Consider the following 18,870-nt stretch of genomic DNA (forward strand, 5'->3'; position numbering starts at 1 on the left):
TCCAAGTTAGTGAGAGGCAAGGCAACCATGTCTGTACAACACGGAGTTCACGCAGTCGAGAATTTCTGGGCCCGGGTGTGGCAGTCACCCCAGGATCCCCACGCGATCGACGAGCTCGTCGTCGACGATTTCGTCATCGTCACCGGTGGGGAGGCCATCCGCGGCCGCGACACCTTCAAGGAATGGGTGCTGAAGTTTCAGTCGACCGTCGAGGATCTGGAGTTCATCCCCGTCGAAACGTTCCAGAACGAGGACGGTTCCCGCGTCGCGTCGCTGTGGGAAATGACCGGCCGCAATCGCGGATTCATGGGCACCGAACCGGACGGGCAACCGATCCATCTGACGGGTACCGCGGTGTGGAACGTCCGGGCCGACGGGATGCTCGAATCCAACCGCGTCGAGCGCAATGCCTGGGAACTGCACCGGCGGCTGACGGCCTAGGCGCTTCGCGCCCGTGAGTGGTTAACGAGTGCAGGCACTCGCTAACCACTCACGGGCGGCGGAGCCGCCTACTTGGCTACCGCGATCCGGGCCTCGGCGACGGCGTCGGCTGCGGCGCCGGCGAGGATGCCGTCCCGCTTCGCGACGTCGAGGATCTGCACGACGGTGGCGAAGATCTTCTCGACCTGCGCGCGGACGTCGTCGGCGGACGTGCCGAGCCGCTCGCCGGCGACCTGGATGAGTCCGCCGCCGTTGGCGACGTAGTCGGGCACCCAGGTGATGCCGCGTTCGCCGAGGTCGTGCTCGACCGCGGGGTGGGCGAGCTGGTTGTTCGCGGCCCCGCAGATCACCTGGGCGGTGATCGCGGCGACGGACTCGTCGGTGAGCGTGGCGCCCATCGCGCAGGGTGCGTAGACGTCGAGTTCCTGGTCGATGACGGTGGACGCGATCTTGACCTCGGGGAAGTCGCGGGCGACGCGGTCGAGTGCGGCGGCGTCGACGTCGGTGGCGACCACCGATGCGCCGTCGGCGAGCAGCAGCTTGATCAGCTGGTAGCCGACCTTGCCGGTGCCCTCGACGCCGACGGTGCGGCCGGCGAGGCTCGGGGTGCCCCACTTCGCCTGGGCGGCGGCGCGCATCCCCTGGAACACGCCGAGGGCGGTCATCGGGGCGCTGTCGCCGGACCCGCCGGCGGACGTGTTGCGTCCGACGACGTAGTCGGTGGCGCGGCCCATCACGTCGAGGTCGTCGGAGTTGGTGCCCACGTCGCCGGCGGTGATGTACCGGCCGCCGAGCGTCTGGACGAAGCGGGCGTACGCCTCGAGCAGCGCTTCCGACTTGCCGGTGGCGGGGTCGCCGATGATGACGGCCTTGCCGCCGCCGAGGTCGACTCCGGCGATCGCCGACTTGTAGGTCATGCCCCGCGACAGGCGCAGCACGTCCTTGAGCGCGGCGGCCTCGTCGGCGTACGGGTAGAAGCGGGTGCCGCCGAGCGCCGGTCCGAGGGTGGTGTCGTGGATCGCGACGATCGCCTTGAGCCCGGTGGCGGGGTCCTGGAAGAACGTCACCTGCTCGTGGGCGGTGTCGGTGGGGAAATCGGTGCGCTCGAACACTCCAGCGTTTTCGGGCAGTGCGGTGTCGTGACGTTCCGCGGTGAGAGTCATGTCTTCTCAGGACCTTTCCGGAGTGGTGGCAATCGTGATGGTGGAGGTGTCGACGCCGAGTTCGGCGAGACGCTGGAGGTAGACGGTGACGTTGCGCAGCTTCACGTCCTCGTAGCCCCGGACGAGGTCGGGGGTCGCGGCGATCAGCGTTGCGGTGTCGTAGGTGTCGGCGGAGAGGTCGGCGACGAGGCCGGCCACCGTGGTCTCGTAGTGCGCGAGCAGCTGACGCTCGAGACGACGGACCTTGGCGTAGCCGAACGGGTCGAACGCGGTGCCGCGCAGGAACTTCGCCTTGGCGAGGGTCTTGAGCGCGACGTGCGAGCGGGGGCCGAAACCGATCTTGGTCTTGCGGCCCATGGCCTTGAGGACGGGCGGGTGCAGCTTGTAGGTGAGCTTGCCCGCGCCGGGGACCTCGCCGGCGGCGGCGTCGAGGAACGCCTGGTCGGTGAGCATCCGGGCCACTTCGTATTCGTCCTTGTAGGCGGTGAGCTTGTGCAGGCCGGCGGCGACGGCCTCGCTGAACTCGGTCCGGCTGCCCAGCTCGCGCTCGGCGTCCCATGCCTGCTGCACCAGGGCGATGTAGCGGGCGGCGACGCGGTCACCCTGGAACGCAACGAGGTTCGCGGCGCGGCGTTCGGTGAGTTCGAGCGTCGTGCCGTCGAGGGTGGATCCGGCGAACAGGTGCGTCGGGACGACGGTGTCGCTGCGCTGAGCCACGGCGGCCGAGCTGGTGGCGGCCAGGAAGGCCTCCCGGTCGGCGACGGCGACGCGTCCCCAGTGGAACGCGGCCTTGTTGGACTCGACGGCCACCCCGTTGATCTCGAGGGCCTCCTCGATGAACCGTGCGGGGACGGGCAGTCCGCCGGCCTGGTAGGCCGCGCCGACCAGCAGGAAGTTGGCGGCGGCGGTGCTACCGAACAGTGCGGTGGCGGCGGCGAGTCCGTCGATCGCGGTCAGTTCGCGGGCCGAGACGTCGAGACGCTCGAGCAGCTTGTCCTCCTCCGGGTAGCGGACGGCGGGGTCGTAGACCATGTCGCCGGTCGGGGTCTGGCTGGTCGACGCGACGGTGATGGTGCGGTCGGAGCTGCCGAAGCCGGCGTACTTGGCGTCGGCCGCGGTCAGCAGGTCGAATGCGAGGACGCAGTCGGCGGTCGCGGGGCTGATCCGGTTGGACGGCGCCGAGCTCCCCGACCGCGTCTTCTGATCGCTGAGCCGCAGGTGCGACGTGACGGGTCCGGCCTTCTGGCTGAGACCGGTCTGGTCGAGTCCCTCGACGTGCAGCCCGGCGCGCAGCGCGGCCATGCCCAGCACCTGGTTGACGGTGACGATGCCGGTACCACCGACACCGGCCATGAACAGGTTGTGCGTTCCGGTCCACACGGCGGGATCGGGGTCGCCGACCTCCGGCGGAACCGGGATCTCGCGCAACGTCTTCGGCGCGCCTTCCTCGGGCAGCTCGACCGTCACGAACGACGGGCAGTCGCCCTCGAGGCAGGAGTAGTCGGTGTTGCAGCTGGTCTGGTCGATCTTGGTCTTGCGGCCGAATTCGGTGTCGACGGGCTGCACGGACAGGCAGTTGGACTTGACGCCGCAGTCGCCGCAGCCCTCGCAGACGGCCTCGTTGATGACGACGCGGGTGCGGCGGGCGGGCAGCTTGCCGCGCTTGCGCTTGCGGCGGGCCTCGGCGGCGCACTGCTGGTCGAAGATCAGCACGGTGACACCCTCGATGTCGCGCAGGACGCGCTGCGCCTCGTCGAGCCGGGTCCGGTCCCACAGCAGCGTGTTGGCGGCGAAGTGGGCGCCCTTGTGCCGCTTGGGATCCTCGGCGCACACGATGATCTGCTTGACGCCCTCGGACGCCAGCTTGTGGGTCAGCTGCGGCACGGTCAGCCCGGCCTCGGCGTCCTGCGCGCCGGTCATCGCGACGGCGGAGTTATAGAGCACCTTGTACGTGATGTTGACGCCGGCGGCGACGCACGCCTGCACGGCGAGCTGACCGGAGTGGAAGTAGGTGCCGTCGCCGACGTTCTGGAACATGTGCTTGACGTCGCTGAACGGGGCCTGCCCGATCCACTGCGCGCCCTCGCCGCCCATCTGGGTGAGCATCGTGACGGCGCTGTCGGTGCGACCGGACATCGTGACCAGCGTGTGGCAGCCGATGCCGCCGCCCGCGATCGATCCCTCGGGCACCGCGGTGGAGCGGTTGTGCGGGCAGCCGGAGCAGAAGTACGGGGTGCGCGACGTCGGGAGGACGGTCAGCTCGAGGCGCGGCGGTGGGGCCGGCGTCAGCGCGACCCGGTCCTTCAGGACGCGGCGCAACGGTCCGGTGAGACGGGCGGCGGTCAGTTCACCGTCGACGGGGATCAGGTTCTTGCCCTGCGTGTTCTTCTTCCCCAGCACCGCGGGCGCACTGGCGCCGCCGTAGAGGATGTCCTTGAGCTGCGATTCGACGAACGGCATCTTCTCCTCGACGACGAGGACCTGCTCGACGCCGTCGGCGAGTTCGCGAACCTTGTCGGCGCCCAGGGGGTAGGGCATGCCGATGCGGAGGATGCGGATGCCGGCGTCCTCGAGCTGGGAGTCGCCGAGCCCGAGGTCGAGCAGGGCCTGGCGCAGCGAGTCGTAGGCGGTGCCGACGGCGGCGATGCCCAGCCACGCGGTGCGCGGGTTGACCTCGATCTTGTCGATCTCGTTGGCGGCGTTGAACGCCTCGACCATCGCCCAGCGCGGCCCGTACAGGTCGGCCTCGGCGTAGACACTGTCGGGCGGGGACGCGAGCACGCGCTGCCGGTACGACCACGGCTTGCCGTTCCACTCGATCTCGGGGAGCACGATGTCGAGGTCGGCGAAGTTCCGGTCGAGGGTCCACAGTCCGTCGGCCACGTCGGCGACGATCTTCATGCCCGACCAGCAGCCGGAGATCCGCGACAGCGCCACACCGTAGAGGCCGAACGTGATGACCTCTTCGGCGTTGCGCGGGAAGAACACGGGCATGCCCATCGCGGCCATGGACCGCTCGCTGGCGCAGGGGATGGTGGAGGACTTGGCGTTGGGGTCGTCGCCGACGAGGACGAGGACGCCGCCGCGGGCGTTGGCGCCGTACATGGCGGCGTGCCGGATGGAGTCGCTGGCGCGGTCGAGGCCGGGACCCTTGCCGTACCAGACGCCGACGACGCCGTCGTGGGTGCGCTCGCCCTGCGGGAGGTCGACCTGGCTGCCCCAGACGGAGGTCGCGGCGAGTTCCTCGTTCATGCCGGGCACGAACTTCACGTCGTGGTCGGTGCTCAACGTGGGGATGGCGGCGATGGTGCGGTCGAGGCCGGCGAGGGGGCTGCCCTGGTAGCCGGAGACGAACGTCGCGACGTTCAGTCCCGCGCGGCGGTCGCGTTCGTGCTGCTCCACCAGCTGGCGGGCGATGGCCTGGACACCGGTCATCAACACCGGGCCCGAGTCGGCCCGGTATCGGTCGGCGAGATCAAAGGATGCTGCACTGGTGCGAGCGTCGTCTAGCTGAGTCATCTGCGATTCCCGATCCGTCGCGTTGAGCATTTCGTGAGCTTGATCCTGTATCTGGTCTAAGATTTGGTCAACGCAAATCGGATCAACTGATCAGTTCACGCAACAGGTGACGGTCGTCACTTCCCGGAGGTACCCAAAGTGCTCAGCATCGACAAGCTCGACGTGCAGTTGCTCGGACTGCTCGGCAAGGACTCACGCATGAGCGTGGCCGAACTCGCCAACTCGCTGGGCGTCGCCCGCAACACCGTGCAGTCCCGGATGAAGCGCATGGAGACCAGCGGACTGCTCACCGGCTTCCGCCCCAACCTCGACCTCGCCGAGGTCGGGATTCCCATCCAGGCGTTCGTCGGGCTCGAACTCGAACAGGGCAAGCTCACCGCCGTCGGCAACCGCCTCGTCGACCTGCCGGAGGTCATCGAGATCCACGCGACCACCGGCCGCGAAGACCTGCTGGTGCGGGTGGCCACGTCCACGCACGCGGAGCTGCAGAAGTTGCTGGAGAAGATCGCGAACCTGCCCGGCATCACGCATTCGACCACCACCATCGCGCTGACCAGCCCGCTGCCGTACCGGATTCAGCCGCTGCTCGAGCACCTCACCGACGACTCCGGGTGGGGCCGGTCCACGGCACTGCCCCGTTCACAGCGCTAGCTCCGGTGCAGTAGTTTCAGACCATGAGTGAGAGTCAGGGACGAATCGCGTTCATCCAGGCCACGTGGCACCGCAACATCGTCGACCGCGCACGCGAGGGCTTCACCGATGAGGTGAACACGCTGGGGTATTCGAAGGACGAACTGGACTTCTTCGAGGTGCCGGGCGCGTTCGAGATCCCGCTGCACGCACGCCGCCTCGCCCTCACCGGCCGTTACGACGCCGTCGTCGCCGCCGCGCTCGTCGTGGACGGTGGCATCTACCGGCACGAGTTCGTCGCGACCGCGGTGATCGACGGCCTCATGCGCGTGCAACTCGACACGGATGTGCCGGTGTTCTCGGTTGTGCTGACGCCGCACCACTTCCACGAGCACGACGAGCACCTCAACTACTTCCACGATCACTTCGTGAAGAAGGGCGCCGAGGCCGCTCGCGCCTGCGTCGCCACCGTCACGTCGCTGAAGTCGCTCCCGACCGCGAACTGAGATTCGCCCACTCCGAACCCGATACGAGAAACCACCGTCAGTACATGCTGACGGTGGTTTCTCGTCTTACCGGTCGTTCGCGTGCCGGTGCTGGACGTAGAGGAGCCAGAACACGGGCGCGCCGACGACGGCGAGGATGGTCGCGAACACGCGGAGCCCGACGTTCCCTTCGCCGAAGGGGGCGATCATGAGGACAATCGTGCAGACGACGGCGCCGAGGAGTCGCCAGTGCGCGCCGAAGAAGCCTGCGACCATCGCCCGTGCGTTGCGGGCGACGATGCGCGCCGGCGATTCGGGCTCGGGTGGGGGCGGCGGGGACGGGGCCACGGCAACCGTCGAGTTACGCGCGGCGGCCACCAGTGTCGGGGCGTGGGCGCCGACCGGCGGGGTTTCGCCGTCGGGCTCGCACCGGAACAGGGCGATACCCACCGCGTCCGCGTAGTCGACGGCCTCGTCGGTGTATCCGGGGCCGGAGAAGTACAGGAGTTTCCGGGCGTGGCTGGTTCCGCGGGTGTCGTAGAGGTTCGCGAGGTCCGACTTGCCTGCACTGCCGCCACGCCACTTCACCTGCGCGTATGCGCGTGACGAGTAGACGTCGATGCCGCCGTCCGCGCCTCCGAGTAGCGCTGTGGCGTCGCCGTAGCCGAGCTTCTGCATCTGCTCGGCGGCGTTGATTTCAGCTTCAGCCGCCGTGCGTATGCGTGCCATGCCTCACTCCCCCAGATCGAACCAGTCTTTCCCCTCGAAGGTACCCGCAGATCGGGCGAAACCAGCTATCCGCCGGTGAACGTCACACCGGCGCCATCGAATTGCAACACACTGCAACTCTTCCCGCTCCCGGCCGCGCGACCGTACCGTTCCCCGAATCAGCACGTTCACAACGTAGTGAGGGCGGATACATGAGGGCAGCACGCTTCCACGGGCGACGCGACATCCGGATCGACGACATCCCGGAGCCGGAATTGCGGCCGGGCGCGGTGAAACTCCGGGTCGCGTGGTGCGGCATCTGCGGCACCGACCTGCACGAGTACCTGGAGGGCCCGATTTTCATCTCCCCGCCGGGACATCCGCATCCGCTCTCGCACGAGAACGCGCCGGTGACGATGGGCCACGAGTTCTCCGGCACGGTGGAGGAGGTCGGTGAGGGCGTCACCGATGTCGCCGTGGGCGACAACGTGGTGGTGGAGCCGTACTTCGTGTGCAACGAGTGCGCGTCCTGCAAGGCAGGCAACTACCACCTGTGTACGAAGATGGGTTTCATCGGATTGGCCGGTGGCGGAGGAGGACTCAGCGAGAAGGTGGTGGTCGACCGCCGGTGGGTGCACAAGATCGGCGACATCCCGCTCGACGAGGCAGCCCTGATCGAACCGCTCAGCGTCGCGCACCATGCGGTCGTCCGCAGCGGGGCCAAGGCCGGCGACGTCGCGCTGGTCGGCGGTGCGGGGCCGATCGGACTCCTCGTGGCCGCGGTGCTGAAGGGTCTGGGTGTCACCACGATCGTCACGGAACTCAGTGACGCCCGGAAGCAGAAGGCGCTGTCCAGCGGCGTCGCGCATCACGTGATCGACCCGTCGTCGGAGGACGTGAAGGCCCGGGTGCTCGAGCTGACCGACGGTGTCGGCGCCGATCTCGGGTTCGAGTGTGCCGGGGTCGACGTCGTCCTCGACACCATCCTCGACGCCGTTCGGCCCGCAGCCGTGGTGGTGAACGTGTCGATCTGGGGCAAGCCCGCGACGGTCGACATGCAGAAGCTCGTCCTCAAGGAGATCGACCTGCGCGGCACCATCGCGTACGTCCGCGATCACGAGGCGGTGATCGAGATGGTGCGCAGCGGCGTGATCGACCTCGCCCCGTTCATCACCGGGCGGATCGAACTCGACAACCTGGTCTCGGAGGGCCTCACGACGTTGATCGAGCACAATGACACGGCGGTGAAGATCCTGGTCCGGGCGTGACCGTCAGTCGGGTTCGTCCGAAGACGGTGTCACCGCCCTGGCCTTGAGCGCCAGCCACAGCTCCATGCGGTCGTCGGCCTGGTCGAGGTTCCGCCCGGTCAGTGCCGCGATCTTGTCGATCCGGTTCCGGACGGTGTTGCGGTGCACGGAGAGGGCTGCCGCCGCGGGGTCCCATGCCCCGTTGGCTCGCAGCCATTCCTCGAGCGTTCGCTGGAGTTCGACGCGTTCGCGTGGCTCGAGCTGATCGAGGGGTGCGAGGACGGCGGTGGAGAAGCCGCTGAGCACGTCGGCCGAGCCGAGTCGGAGCAGCAACTGGACGGTCTCCCCTTCCTTGGCGTCGACAGCGCGGCCCAGTCGGGCGCTGACGGCGACGAGGGATCGCGCCTGCATCGCCGACACGGCCAGCGCGTCCACGGGAACCAGCGCACCGATCCCGATCGCGCATCCCTCTGCCACGCCCGACAGCAGGTCCGCCAGCCCGGCGACCTCGGGGTGCGCGATCTCGATGTCCGAGTTGCGCTGTCTCAGGACGGAATCCGGGAGGGCCGAACCGATCCGGACGGTCAGGTCGGCCACCGCCTCGGGAGTGGAGCGCACGACGGCGATCTGCAGGGGGTCGCGGGACAGCCCGATGCCGGCCGCGATCTGGTGCGCGCGCTCCCTCCGGAGGCCGGGTCTGAGCAGCTGCGCCAGCGCCGCCGCCCGCCGCTGCCGCTCGGGTTCGCCGGCCACGTGACGCCGTTCGAGTTCGAGCGACAGCAGCGAGACGAGAACATTGGACGCGTGCCGCAGCGCGTTGCCCGCCGACCGCTCGAGCACGACGAACGCGAGCGGGTTCTCGATGCGAACGGGGTGCAGTTCGAGTTCCCGCCGACCGGCACCGCCGAACGCCGTCCAGCCCTTCGCCCGGGTGGTGTAGCGACCCACCTGGTCCTGGGCGTCCTGCAGGAACGCCGCATCGACGCCGTCGGAGAGTTGGACCACCCCGCCGGACGCGTCCAGCACCGCGCAGAGGGAGCCGCTGACGGACCGCCATTTGTCGAGCAGTCCGCTCAGCGGCGACGGTCCGGCCGCGACCGCGGTGAGCTGATAGCTGAGTTCGATGGCGTCCTCGAGCGCACGTTTCTCCTCCTCGGCGATCCGGGAGAAGATCCACTTGGTGATGGCGATGAACGGCACCGAGTCGGGGGCGATGAGCAGCGGGACGCCGAATTCCCGCGCCGCCGCGACGAGGGGCGCCGGTGGCGCCTGGTAGGGCAGCCCGTGCCCCAGACCGAGGCACAGTGCGGCGACCCCGCCCGCGACGCAATCTCGCACGTAGTCGCGGCACCCGGATTCGGTGGTGGGAAGCATCAGGCCGACGGTCATCAGTAACTCGCCACCCTGGAGCCAGTCCCGCGGACGCGTCAGTTCGGACACGTGCGCTGCGGTGATGGGGTTGCCGACTCCCGCCGTCCCGCTCATCGACGTGAGCCGCAGCGTGGGAGCCGACAGGACGTCCTGGACGGTGATCACCGGCGACCTCTTGTACGAATTGCCCAACCGTAATAGACGAACTGTACATCTCGCCTCTGGTGCCGGGGCGGCGCAGTGCGCAGAGTGGTGATCAGAGCCACAGCACCTCCTAGGAGTTTCAGTGTCAGATCACTCCGGCGACACCGCCGCGACCCTCGGTGGCACCATCGAGACCCGCTCGATCGACTACGTCCCCGAGGACGAACGTCACGGGAAGGTCCGCGACCAGGGCCCCTTCTGGTTCGTCGGAAACTTCCAGCCCTTCACGGTGGCCATCGGCTTCGTCGGCCCCGCCCTCGGCCTGTCGTTGGGCTGGACGGTCGTCGCGGGCATTCTCGGCATCTTCTTCGGAACGCTGTTCATGGCGTTCCACGCGTCGCAGGGACCGGTGCTCGGACTCCCGCAGATGGTGCAGTCCCGCGCGCAGTTCGGCTATCGCGGTGTCGTCCTCGCGCTGATCGGGACGTTGTTCACGTACGTCGGGTTCAACGTCGTGGACGTCGTCATCATCAAGGCGGGCCTGCACAGCATCTTCGGGTGGAACGCGGCCGTCATCGCCGTGGTGATCACCGCGGTCGCGACGCTGCTCGCGATCTACGGTCACGATCTGCTGCACCTGTCGTTCCGTGTGCTGTTCTGGCTGTCGCTGCCGCTGTGGGCCATCCTCACGTGGGGCGTCGTGTTCGGGCACGCCGGCGGCGACGCGGGCGCGGCGACAGGCGGGTTCACCCTGCTGGCGTTCATCGCCCAGTTCAGTGTCGCGGCCTCCTACAACATCACCTACGCGCCGTACGTGTCGGACTACTCGCGGTACCTGCCGCGCAACACGCGCACGTCGGCCATCGTGTCGGCCGTGTTCCTCGGCGCCTCGGCCTCGCCGGTCTGGCTGATCCCGGTGGGCGCGTGGATGGCCACCCGTCTCGGAGCCACGGATGCGCTTGCAGGCATCCACGACGCCGGCAACTCGGTGGTGCCGTTCCTCGGCAGCGTGCTCGCCCTCGTCGCGACGCTCGTGCTGGTGGCGACCATGGGCCTGAACGCGTACAGCGGCATGCTGACCGTGATCACCGGCATCGACTCCTTCCGGAAGGTCACCCCGTCCCGCCGGATCCGGGTGGTGACCGTCCTTGCGCTGGCGGCGGTCTGGCTGGTGCTGAGCCTGCTGTTCACCGATTCGACGACCGTCCTGAACACGACGCTGCTGATCATGCTGTACCTCCTCGTGCCGTGGACCGCCGTCAATCTCACCGACTTCTTCTTCGTGCGCCGCGGGCACTACGCCATCACCGACCTGTTCACGCCGGACGGCCTGTACGGAATGTGGTCGTGGCGGGGCATGACCGCTTTCTTCGCCGGCATCGTCGCGTCCGTGCCGTTCATGGTGCTGCCGTTCTACGTCGGACCGATCGCCGCGGCCCTCGGTGACGTCGACGTCGCGTTCGCGGTCGGACTCGCCGTGTCCGGGATCGTGTACTGGGTCCTGTCCCGGTCGCTGGACCTCGACACCGAGGAACGGTTCATCGAAGACAGCGAAGCCACACTGGCAGTCGAGGAGACCCCGGCTCATGGCTGACACGGCGACGCGAGCAGACGTCCAGCACGCGATCGACGCGCTGATCCGGGCATTCGGCGAGCACGACACGACGGCCTACTTCGAGGCGTTCAGCCCGGACGCGACGTTCGTCTTCTACACCCACCCGGTGCCGCTGCCCAGTCGCGAGGCCTACCGCGACCTGTGGTCCGAGTGGGAGGCGGACGGGTTCCGCGTCCTGGCGTGCCGCTCCAGCGAGCAGATCGTCACGTTCCCGGCCCCGGATGTCGCGGTGCTGACGCATCGGGTCGGCACCACCGTGCGGGATTCGACGGGAACGGTCGAGCTCGACGAACGGGAGACGATCCTGTTCCGGCGTGGCGAAGAGTCGAGCTGGATCGCCGTCCACGAGCACTTGTCGCCCCAGTCGATCACCGCCTGTTAGCTGAACGATAGCTGGTTTGACGTGGACCGCGTCACATCAGGACCCCGTCGAGTTGCGGAGGCAGACGCCCGACGGTGTACTGGTCAGTAAACCTGCCCGGCTCGGCCTATCGCGAAGGTGCACAGATGACGGACGAACGGCCCGGCAAGAACCAGACCCCACCGGACAAGACGACGCGACCGACACCGAAGGAGGCGACCCCGGACGTCTCCAAGACCGACCTCGCGGCCGTCGTCGATGCGCTCACCGCGACGAACGAGAAGAATTTCGACTTCTGACCTCGCTCCTCAGGCCCGTTCCCGGTGCGGCACGAACTCGAACGTCAGGCACGCGAACGCCACGGGCAGCAGGTAACGGAAACGCAGGAGGACGTAGCGCCGGTTCCCCACGGAATGGAACTTGCCGAGGTAGCGATACAGCGACTCGAGCGAGATCAGCACGTCGCCGAGATGCAGGACACGACGGAAGAGCCGGGCACCGGCGCCGGATGCGTCGGGGTCGAGGAGTTCGGGGAACGCCGCGAACGACAGCGAGACGTATCGCGCACCGGTCCGCTCGGCGTACCGGATGACGTCGACGGTCATGCGTTCGTCGGTGCCGTTCGGCGCGCCCTCGCCGCGCCACGGAACGTCGAGGCTCAGTTCGCGGGCGGAATCGGCGGTGCCGTAACGCTGGAACGCGACGGCGCGCCCGGTGCAGTCGCGGGCGACGACGAGAAGAACACCGGGGAGTGCGCCGTCCAGCAGGTGGTCGAGGATCATCGAGAACCCGCGGCGCTGATGTCCGGCACGGGCGTCGTCGACGATATCCGTCAACTCCCGCCGCGTCGGTTCGTCGAGCGCGGTTTCGGGAACGATCTCGGTGGTCAGCCCGGCGTTGTGGGTGCGCTGCACGGCCTGCCGGAGGTTGCGGAACTTTCTGCCGTGCAGGGTGAAGTGTCCGACGTCGATCACCACGTCGCGGCCGATCGGGACCGCCGTCAACGGCTTCCGGGTGTCGCCGCCGATCTCCCACAGCCGGGCGACGCGCTCCCCCGCGCCGAGCACCGCGACGCGCCAACCACGTTCGGCGGCGAACTCGGAGAACTCGTCGAGGAGGGCACCGAATTCGAACGCGTTGCCGATGGGATCGCCGGAGACGACCGCTATTCCGGACCGCGCCCGGTAGGCGATCGCCGCGGTGCCCGACGCGTTGAAGTAGTACGACTTCGCCGAATTGAGGGCGAACGGCGACAACGGGTCGTCCGTGGTCTGCTGGATCAGCGAGAAGACACGGGCACGGTCCTCGGGCTGCGGAACACTGCGCACCGGCAGCATCAGGACGGGTCCGGTGGCCACGAGGAGGAGGAACCCGGGAGTCGAATGTGCGCTGGTGTACGCCACATCCGCTGCCGCTACGAACAGCACCGCGGCCGCCGAATGTGTCATGGTGACGGGCCGCCGCAGGTGCAGACCCCGGGCCACCAGCAGGACGGCGATTCCGGCCGCCACCATCCACGTGCGAACGGGCCCCGACCGCCCGGCCATCCACAGGAGCACGAGGCCGACCACGACGGTTGCGCCGACGAGCGCCATCCGCGCCGCGGGCGATTCGGGCCGGTACACCCGCAGCCCGGGCACGGTCATCGGTGTCGACTTCGAATTCTGCATCCGCACCCCTGCCCCAGGTGACGACTGTTCCGGTGCCTCCAATCTAGCGGCTCCGCCACCCGTGAGTGGTTGACGAGTCTCTGGACTCGCTACGCACTCACGGGCGAAGCCTGGGCGGCGGTGCCCCGTGCGGCAGGGACGGCCCGATGGCCGTGAGTGAGCCTGCGGCACGCCCCTTCCCCCAGCCGAGCTTCTCGCGGTACCGGCCGATGTGGTCCTCCGGGATGTCCTGCCCGTCGACGAGCGGCGTGGACTGCGGATCCACGTACAGCGCATCGACCGGGCAATACGCCTCGCACATGAAGCACGTCTGGCAGTCCGATTGCCGCGCGATCACGGGGATCCCGGTGTCGGTGCGGTCGAACACGTTGGTGGGGCACGCGTCGACGCACTTGTCGCAGCCGATGCACGCCTCGGCCAGCAGCACCTCGATCACGAGGCCACCCGCAACAGCCCACTGCGTGCCGCGCCGGTCGAGGTCCACACGTCGTCCAGCCCACCGGTGAGCACGTGGTGGTGCTGCGCCGGATCGAGGTCCGGGTAGTCGGCGCGCTTGCTCATTCCACGGGTTTCCGTCCGCGCGAGCGTCGAGTGGTACATCCACCGACCCACCGCGGTGATCGCCGCGGCCTGACGGGCCCGGACACGCTCGTCGCCGGAGTCGCCGCCGAGCCCCAGCGACAACGCCGTCCACAACGACTCCAGCTCGTCGAGCGCACCCTGCACACGCACACCGTCCCGCAGGTAGTTCTTCTCGTACGGGATGAGTTCCGCCTGCGCGGCCGCGACAACGGCGGATGCCTCCAGCCCCGACCGCCCCGTGGGCCGCAGTCCGGCCCGGCCGGCGGGACGCAGTTCGCCCGCCCGGACCCGACGTTCGGTTCGCGCGAACCGCGCGGCCCCCGTGCCCGCCCAGCTGCCGGACGACATCGCCCACGCCGAGTTGTGGCTGCCGCCGCCGGTGAAGCCGCCGCAGATGCGTTCACGGGTCGCGGCGTCACCCGCCGCGAACAGGCCGGGGACGGATGTGGCGCAGGTGTCGTCGCCCACGTCGATGCCGCCGGTGCCGCGCACCGTCCCCTCGGCGAGCATGCTGACCTCGAAGCGGTCGGTGAACGGGTTGATGCCGCGCCGGTCGAATTGCAGGAAGAAGTTGGGCTGGCCGAGTCGCATCTGGCGTTGCACGTCGTCGTCCGCGCGGTCGAGTTGGGCGAACACCGGCTCGGACAGCAGCGTTTTCGCGATCACCGAACGCCCCTTGGTGGAGCCGGCGCCCTCGAGGACCCGTCCGTCGGCGTGGAAGAACGTGGCGTAGCCGTAGTAGGCGGTCTTGGTGATGGTGGAGTTGGCCGGGACGATCGCGTACGCGTTGGAGAACTCCATGCCGGAGAACGTCGCACCCACCTCGGCGGCCATCAGCGCGCCGTCGCCGGTGTCGACGTTCGTGCCCAGGGCGCGGGACAGGAACGCGCAGCCGCCGCTCGCGATCACGACGGCGCCCGCGGTGATCCGGTAGTCGCGGTCGTCCTGGCGCTGGTAGCCCGCCGCGCCGCGCACCTGGCCGTCGGTGTCGACGAGCAGTTCGAGGGCCGGCGAGTGGTCGAGAATCCGGACGCCCGCCTTCTTCACCCACGCCCGCATCCGCCGCATGTATTCGGGCCCTTGGAGTCCGGTGCGGATCTGCCTGCCGGTGTCGGGGTCGACGGGGAACGGGTACCGGCCTTCCTCGGCGAGGAGGTTCATGTTCGCGTACGTCTGGTCGAGGACGCGGTCCATCCAGTGGTGGTCGGCGAGATGGCCGCCGAGCGCTTCACGGCTGGCCTTGGCCTTCGCCCGCGCAGACTGGTCGGGGTCGACGTACCAGACGCCGGTGCCCGAAGGCGCGGTGGCGCCGCTGGTTCCGCAATACCCCTTGTCGACGAGGACGACGTCCGCCCCGGATTGCCGTGCGCGCAGCGCCGCCCACGTTCCGGCGGGGCCGCCGCCGATGACGACGACGTCGGTGCTCAGGTCGAGAAGTTCGGTCATGAAGGGCGCTCCTGTCGAGGCGGAACAACTACCCTTCAACGCTTCCGCACATCGGCCCGCGCCGCCATCGTCAGAATCAGCGTGAGCTGAACGCCCGTGAGCGGTTAACGAGTCCGGGGACTCGCCAACCGCGCACGGGCGCTACGCGCCCTTGCCGTAGTCGACGCTCAGCCAGTGCTCCGGCCGCATTCGGATGACGATTGCGCTGTCGTCGTACGACTGCTCGACGAAACTGTCGACCTCCTCGGCGGGGAGGTAGCGGGTGGCGAGTTCGCGGACGACGTCGGCGGTGGGTGATTCGTCGAACTCCACCGGACCTTCGACGCTGACGTACCGGTAGGGCGGCTTCTCGTCCTGGGCGACGAGGCTGAAGCGGCCGGCAGCGCGGATCAGCCGCTCCTTCAGCGAGCCGCGACCGGTCCAGACGTACACGTGGCCGCCGGGTTCATAGCCATACCAGATGGGGAGGGCGAGCGGTGCCCGTCCGTCGCGGTCGACGGCGATCACCCCTACGTGCACGTCGGCGAGGAACTTCTCGCGCTGTTCACTGGTCATCGACAACTGCGACATGTCAGTCTCCGCTCTGGTGTTCGGGTTTCGAAGGTGGTGCGGGGTCGAGCAGCTGGGCGAGGTGTTGCGACGATCGGGTCGGGTCGAGTTGCCGCACCTGCATGTGGCAGCTGAATCCGTCGGTCAGCACGACTGCGTCTTCAGGACTGTCGCGCAGTGCGGGGGCGAGTGCCTGTTCCGCGACCTGCATGCTGAGGTCGTAGTGGTCGGCTTCGAACCCGAAGTTTCCTGCGACGCCGCAGCATCCGGTGGCTTCGCGTACACGCTCGACCCCGATCGCTTGCAGCGCCTTCCGCTGACCGGCCGCGCCGAACACGGCGTATTCGTGGCAGTGGGTCTGCACAGTGACGTCCTCGGGCAGCGCCGCGCTCGGGGTCCAGCCCGCCTGTGCGCGCTCGAGGACCGCGCCGGCGAAGCTCTGCACGCGGGCGGCGACGCGGCGGGCGGCGTCGGTGTGGACGAGTTCGGGCAAGTCCTTGCGGAACGCGGCGGCGCAACTCGGTTCGAGAACGACGATCGGACGGTCGGTGCCGTCGTCGAGGAGTTCGGCCGCCTTGGCGAGCGTCTTTTTCGCTTGCTTCAGCTGTCCGGTGGAGATCCAGGTGAGCCCGCAGCACACGTCGCTGCGGCACTGCGAGCTGAGGCCCGCCTCGGCGAGTACCCGCGACGCGGCGCCGACCACCTCGGGGCGGAATCCGCGGGTGAACGTGTCGGCGAGCACCACGACGTCCGCGGTGCCGTTCTGCGACGTCTCCCCGACCTCGCGTCGAATCTGCTTGCGGGAAGCAAACTCCGGCATCGACCGGTGCGGGGTGAGACCACCCAGCTTGGCCGCGACCTTCGCCAGCCGGCCCGCGGTGAGCCGATTCACCACGGGGGCGGAGCGTTCGGCGATCTTCAGCCACACCGGCAGCCAGCCGAGGGAGTAGTGCGACAGCGGACGCACCCGGCCGCGGTAGTGGTGGTCGAGGAATTCGGACTTGTACGTGGCCATGTCGACGCCCACCGGGCAGTCGGTGGAGCAGGCCTTGCAGGACAGGCAGAGGTCGAGGGATTCCTTGACGTCCTCGGAGCGCCATCCGTCGGCGACGGTCGGCGAGTTGCGGACCATCTCCTGCAGGGCGCGGGCCCGGCCGCGGGTGGAGTCCTTCTCGTCGCCGGTCGCCCGGAAGCTGGGGCACATCACCCCGCCCGTCGACGCCCGGCAGCGGCCCACTCCGATACACCCCTGGACGGCGTGGACGAACGGTGCGACGGGGACGTCGCTGGTGGGGGTGAGGTCGAATGTGGTCTGCCACGCCCGCGGGTTCACGCCGTCGAGGGCCAGGCTGCCCAGCAGCGGTTCGGGGTCGACGATACTGCCCGGGTTCAGCACGGCCGCCGGATCCCAGAGCCGTTTGAACGTAGCGAACGCCGCCATCATGGTGGGCGTGTACATGATCGGCAGCAGCGCCGACCGCGCGCGACCGTCGCCGTGCTCCCCCGACATCGATCCCCCGAACCGCACGCACAGTTCCGCGGCGCGGTGGATGAACCGCGACATCACGTCCCGGCCCTCCTCGGTGCGCTGGTCGAAGTTGATGCGGATGTGCATGCAGCCGGCGCCGAAGTGCCCGTACATCACACCGGTGAGACCGAATTCGGCGAGCAGGGCCTTGATGTCGACGAGGTAGTCGGCCAGCTGGTCGGGTGCGACGGCGGAATCCTCCCAGCCCGTCCATGATTCGCCGCCCTCGACGAGGCGGGCCGACAGTCCGGCGCCGTCCTCGCGTACCCGCCACAGCGACGCACGTTCCGCCGGGTCTCCGACCACCCGTGAGTCGACGAGGCGTCCGGCCGCCCGCAGCTTCGAGACCAGTTCGGCCCCGCGCAGTTTCACCTCGGCGAGGTCCTCGCCGTCGAGGTCGACGTACAGCCAGGCCTCGCCGTCGGGCAGCCCGACAACGGAGTCGGCGCCGCGCAGGTGCCGCATGGTGTCGACGATCGCCGAGTCGATGCCTTCGATCGCGGCGGGCGAGTACGCGAGGATCAGCGCGTTGTCGCGGGCGGCGTCCACCAGGTCGCGATATCCGAGGCACAGCAGCATGGCCGCGGGCGGCACCGGCACCAGCGCGACGGTCGCGGCCACGATCACGGCGCACGTCCCCTCGCTTCCCACCAGGGCGCGGGCCACGTCGAAGCCGTTCTCGGGCAACAGGTTCGCGAGGTGGAATCCGGACACCTGTCGTGGGATGCGGCCCAGCTCGAGCCGGAAGTCGCCGAGATGCTCCTGTGTCAGCTCGTCGAGTCCGGCGGCGATCCGTTCGGCCTCGCTCACCGCAGATGAGTCTTCCGGGTCGGTGGCCCGCAGCCCGTCGCGGGTGGCGGTCAGCCGGTGCCCGTTCGCCGTCACGAGGTCGAGCGCGACGACGTGATCGGACGTGCGGCCGTACCGCACGGAGTGGTTGCCGCAGGCGTCGTTGCCGATCGCACCGCCGACGGTCGCGCGGGACTTGCTGGACGGGTCGGGCGCGAAGGTGAACGCGCCGTCCGTCGCCAGTTGCACGTCTTTCTGCAGGTCCGTCAGGACGATCCCGGGTTCGACGACGGCGGTTCGGGCGGACGCGTCGACGGCCCGCACCTGATTCATGTGCCGGGAGAAGTCGAGTACCACTCCCCTGCCGATCGCGTTGCCTGCGAGTGACGTGCCGCCGCCGCGGCTGGTGATGGGGATGCCGCGGTCGGTGCAGGCCCGGACGATCGTCACCACGTCGCCGGCGCTGCGCGGAAATGCGACTGCCAGCGGCGGCACCCGGTAGTTGGAGGCGTCGAAGGAGTATTCGGCGCGCCGCCGCGATCCGATGTCGAGGTCGATGCCCAGCTCGGCGAGCTCGGCATGCAGGTCGGCCGCGGGACGTGTCAGCTCAGCCACGCGTCGA

Annotated in this window: 16 protein-coding genes; 7 read left to right on the forward strand and 9 right to left on the reverse strand. The window is 68.9% G+C overall.

Annotation, left to right across the window (positions count from 1 at the left end; all coding sequences use genetic code 11):
* Nucleotides 1-27: 27 nt before the first annotated feature.
* Nucleotides 28-441, forward strand: a complete 414-nt coding sequence (locus HGB39_RS09685) for an ester cyclase (RefSeq protein WP_037203123.1) — start codon at nt 28-30, stop codon at nt 439-441.
* A gap of 68 nt (nt 442-509) precedes the next feature.
* Here HGB39_RS09685 and HGB39_RS09690 read toward each other — a convergent pair whose 3' ends face one another.
* Together HGB39_RS09690 and HGB39_RS09695 are read right to left on the reverse strand one after the other, a co-directional pair.
* Nucleotides 510-1,604, reverse strand: coding sequence for a Glu/Leu/Phe/Val family dehydrogenase (locus HGB39_RS09690; protein ID WP_005570551.1), 1,095 nt, complete (start codon nt 1,602-1,604; stop codon nt 510-512).
* Nucleotides 1,605-1,610: 6 nt separating this feature from the next.
* Complete coding sequence (locus tag HGB39_RS09695) at nt 1,611-5,123, reverse strand: indolepyruvate ferredoxin oxidoreductase family protein (protein ID WP_310794457.1); 3,513 nt, start codon at nt 5,121-5,123, stop codon at nt 1,611-1,613.
* Nucleotides 5,124-5,261: 138 nt separating this feature from the next.
* On the opposite strand from HGB39_RS09695, the gene HGB39_RS09700 reads away from it, so the two are divergent.
* Nucleotides 5,262-5,774: an Lrp/AsnC family transcriptional regulator gene (locus HGB39_RS09700; protein WP_005252722.1), complete on the forward strand. Its 513-nt coding sequence runs from the start codon at nt 5,262-5,264 to the stop codon at nt 5,772-5,774.
* Nucleotides 5,775-5,797: 23 nt separating this feature from the next.
* Complete coding sequence (locus tag HGB39_RS09705) at nt 5,798-6,259, forward strand: 6,7-dimethyl-8-ribityllumazine synthase (protein ID WP_005252720.1); 462 nt, start codon at nt 5,798-5,800, stop codon at nt 6,257-6,259.
* Between the two features lie 66 nt (nt 6,260-6,325).
* Here the strand turns inward: HGB39_RS09705 and HGB39_RS09710 are convergent, their stop codons facing one another.
* Entirely contained in the window at nt 6,326-6,967 is a 642-nt protein-coding gene (locus HGB39_RS09710; RefSeq protein ID WP_054248182.1) for a restriction endonuclease, read from the reverse strand.
* A 191-nt stretch (nt 6,968-7,158) separates the two neighbouring features.
* Between HGB39_RS09710 and HGB39_RS09715 the strand changes: the two genes are divergently transcribed.
* Nucleotides 7,159-8,214, forward strand: coding sequence for a 2,3-butanediol dehydrogenase (locus HGB39_RS09715; protein WP_005252717.1), 1,056 nt, complete (start codon nt 7,159-7,161; stop codon nt 8,212-8,214).
* 3 nt (nt 8,215-8,217) lie between these two features.
* Here the strand turns inward: HGB39_RS09715 and HGB39_RS09720 are convergent, their stop codons facing one another.
* Nucleotides 8,218-9,729: a PucR family transcriptional regulator gene (locus HGB39_RS09720; RefSeq protein ID WP_064079921.1), complete on the reverse strand. Its 1,512-nt coding sequence runs from the start codon at nt 9,727-9,729 to the stop codon at nt 8,218-8,220.
* A gap of 121 nt (nt 9,730-9,850) precedes the next feature.
* Here HGB39_RS09720 and HGB39_RS09725 point away from each other — a divergent pair, with 121 nt between their 5' ends.
* From HGB39_RS09725 to HGB39_RS09735, 3 genes are all read left to right on the forward strand, one after another.
* Nucleotides 9,851-11,302 (forward strand): purine-cytosine permease family protein, encoded by a 1,452-nt coding sequence (locus HGB39_RS09725; protein ID WP_005563541.1) that lies wholly within the window; start codon nt 9,851-9,853, stop codon nt 11,300-11,302.
* Nucleotides 11,295-11,705 (forward strand): YybH family protein, encoded by a 411-nt coding sequence (locus HGB39_RS09730; RefSeq protein WP_005563539.1) that lies wholly within the window; start codon nt 11,295-11,297, stop codon nt 11,703-11,705. The genes HGB39_RS09725 and HGB39_RS09730 overlap by 8 nt, the downstream gene beginning before the upstream one ends.
* 125 nt (nt 11,706-11,830) lie before the next feature.
* Nucleotides 11,831-11,983 (forward strand): hypothetical protein, encoded by a 153-nt coding sequence (locus HGB39_RS09735; protein ID WP_005254109.1) that lies wholly within the window; start codon nt 11,831-11,833, stop codon nt 11,981-11,983.
* Between the two features lie 9 nt (nt 11,984-11,992).
* On the opposite strand, the gene HGB39_RS09740 is transcribed toward HGB39_RS09735, so the two are convergent.
* The 5 genes from HGB39_RS09740 to HGB39_RS09760 all read right to left on the reverse strand — a co-directional run bounded on the left by HGB39_RS09740 (nt 11,993) and on the right by HGB39_RS09760 (nt 18,863).
* On the reverse strand, nt 11,993-13,354 hold the full coding sequence (locus tag HGB39_RS09740; protein WP_043788223.1) for an MprF family protein: 1,362 nt from the start codon (nt 13,352-13,354) through the stop codon (nt 11,993-11,995).
* Nucleotides 13,355-13,451: 97 nt separating this feature from the next.
* Nucleotides 13,452-13,790 (reverse strand): 4Fe-4S dicluster domain-containing protein, encoded by a 339-nt coding sequence (locus HGB39_RS09745; protein ID WP_043788228.1) that lies wholly within the window; start codon nt 13,788-13,790, stop codon nt 13,452-13,454.
* The gene (locus HGB39_RS09750) at nt 13,787-15,382 is read right to left on the reverse strand and encodes an FAD-dependent oxidoreductase (RefSeq protein ID WP_005563533.1); all 1,596 of its coding nucleotides are present in this window, start codon (nt 15,380-15,382) and stop codon (nt 13,787-13,789) included. The genes HGB39_RS09745 and HGB39_RS09750 overlap by 4 nt, the downstream gene beginning before the upstream one ends.
* A 141-nt stretch (nt 15,383-15,523) precedes the next feature.
* The gene (locus tag HGB39_RS09755) at nt 15,524-15,952 is read right to left on the reverse strand and encodes a pyridoxamine 5'-phosphate oxidase family protein (RefSeq protein ID WP_064079920.1); all 429 of its coding nucleotides are present in this window, start codon (nt 15,950-15,952) and stop codon (nt 15,524-15,526) included.
* A gap of 1 nt (nt 15,953) precedes the next feature.
* Nucleotides 15,954-18,863 carry an FAD-binding and (Fe-S)-binding domain-containing protein gene (locus tag HGB39_RS09760; RefSeq protein ID WP_005563529.1) on the reverse strand — a complete coding sequence of 970 codons (2,910 nt, stop codon included), beginning with the start codon at nt 18,861-18,863 and terminating at the stop codon, nt 15,954-15,956.
* Between the last annotated feature and the right edge of the window lie 7 nt (nt 18,864-18,870).

The sequence above is a fragment of the Rhodococcus opacus genome, assembly GCF_012396235.1.
GTDB lineage: Bacteria > Actinomycetota > Actinomycetes > Mycobacteriales > Mycobacteriaceae > Rhodococcus_F > Rhodococcus_F opacus.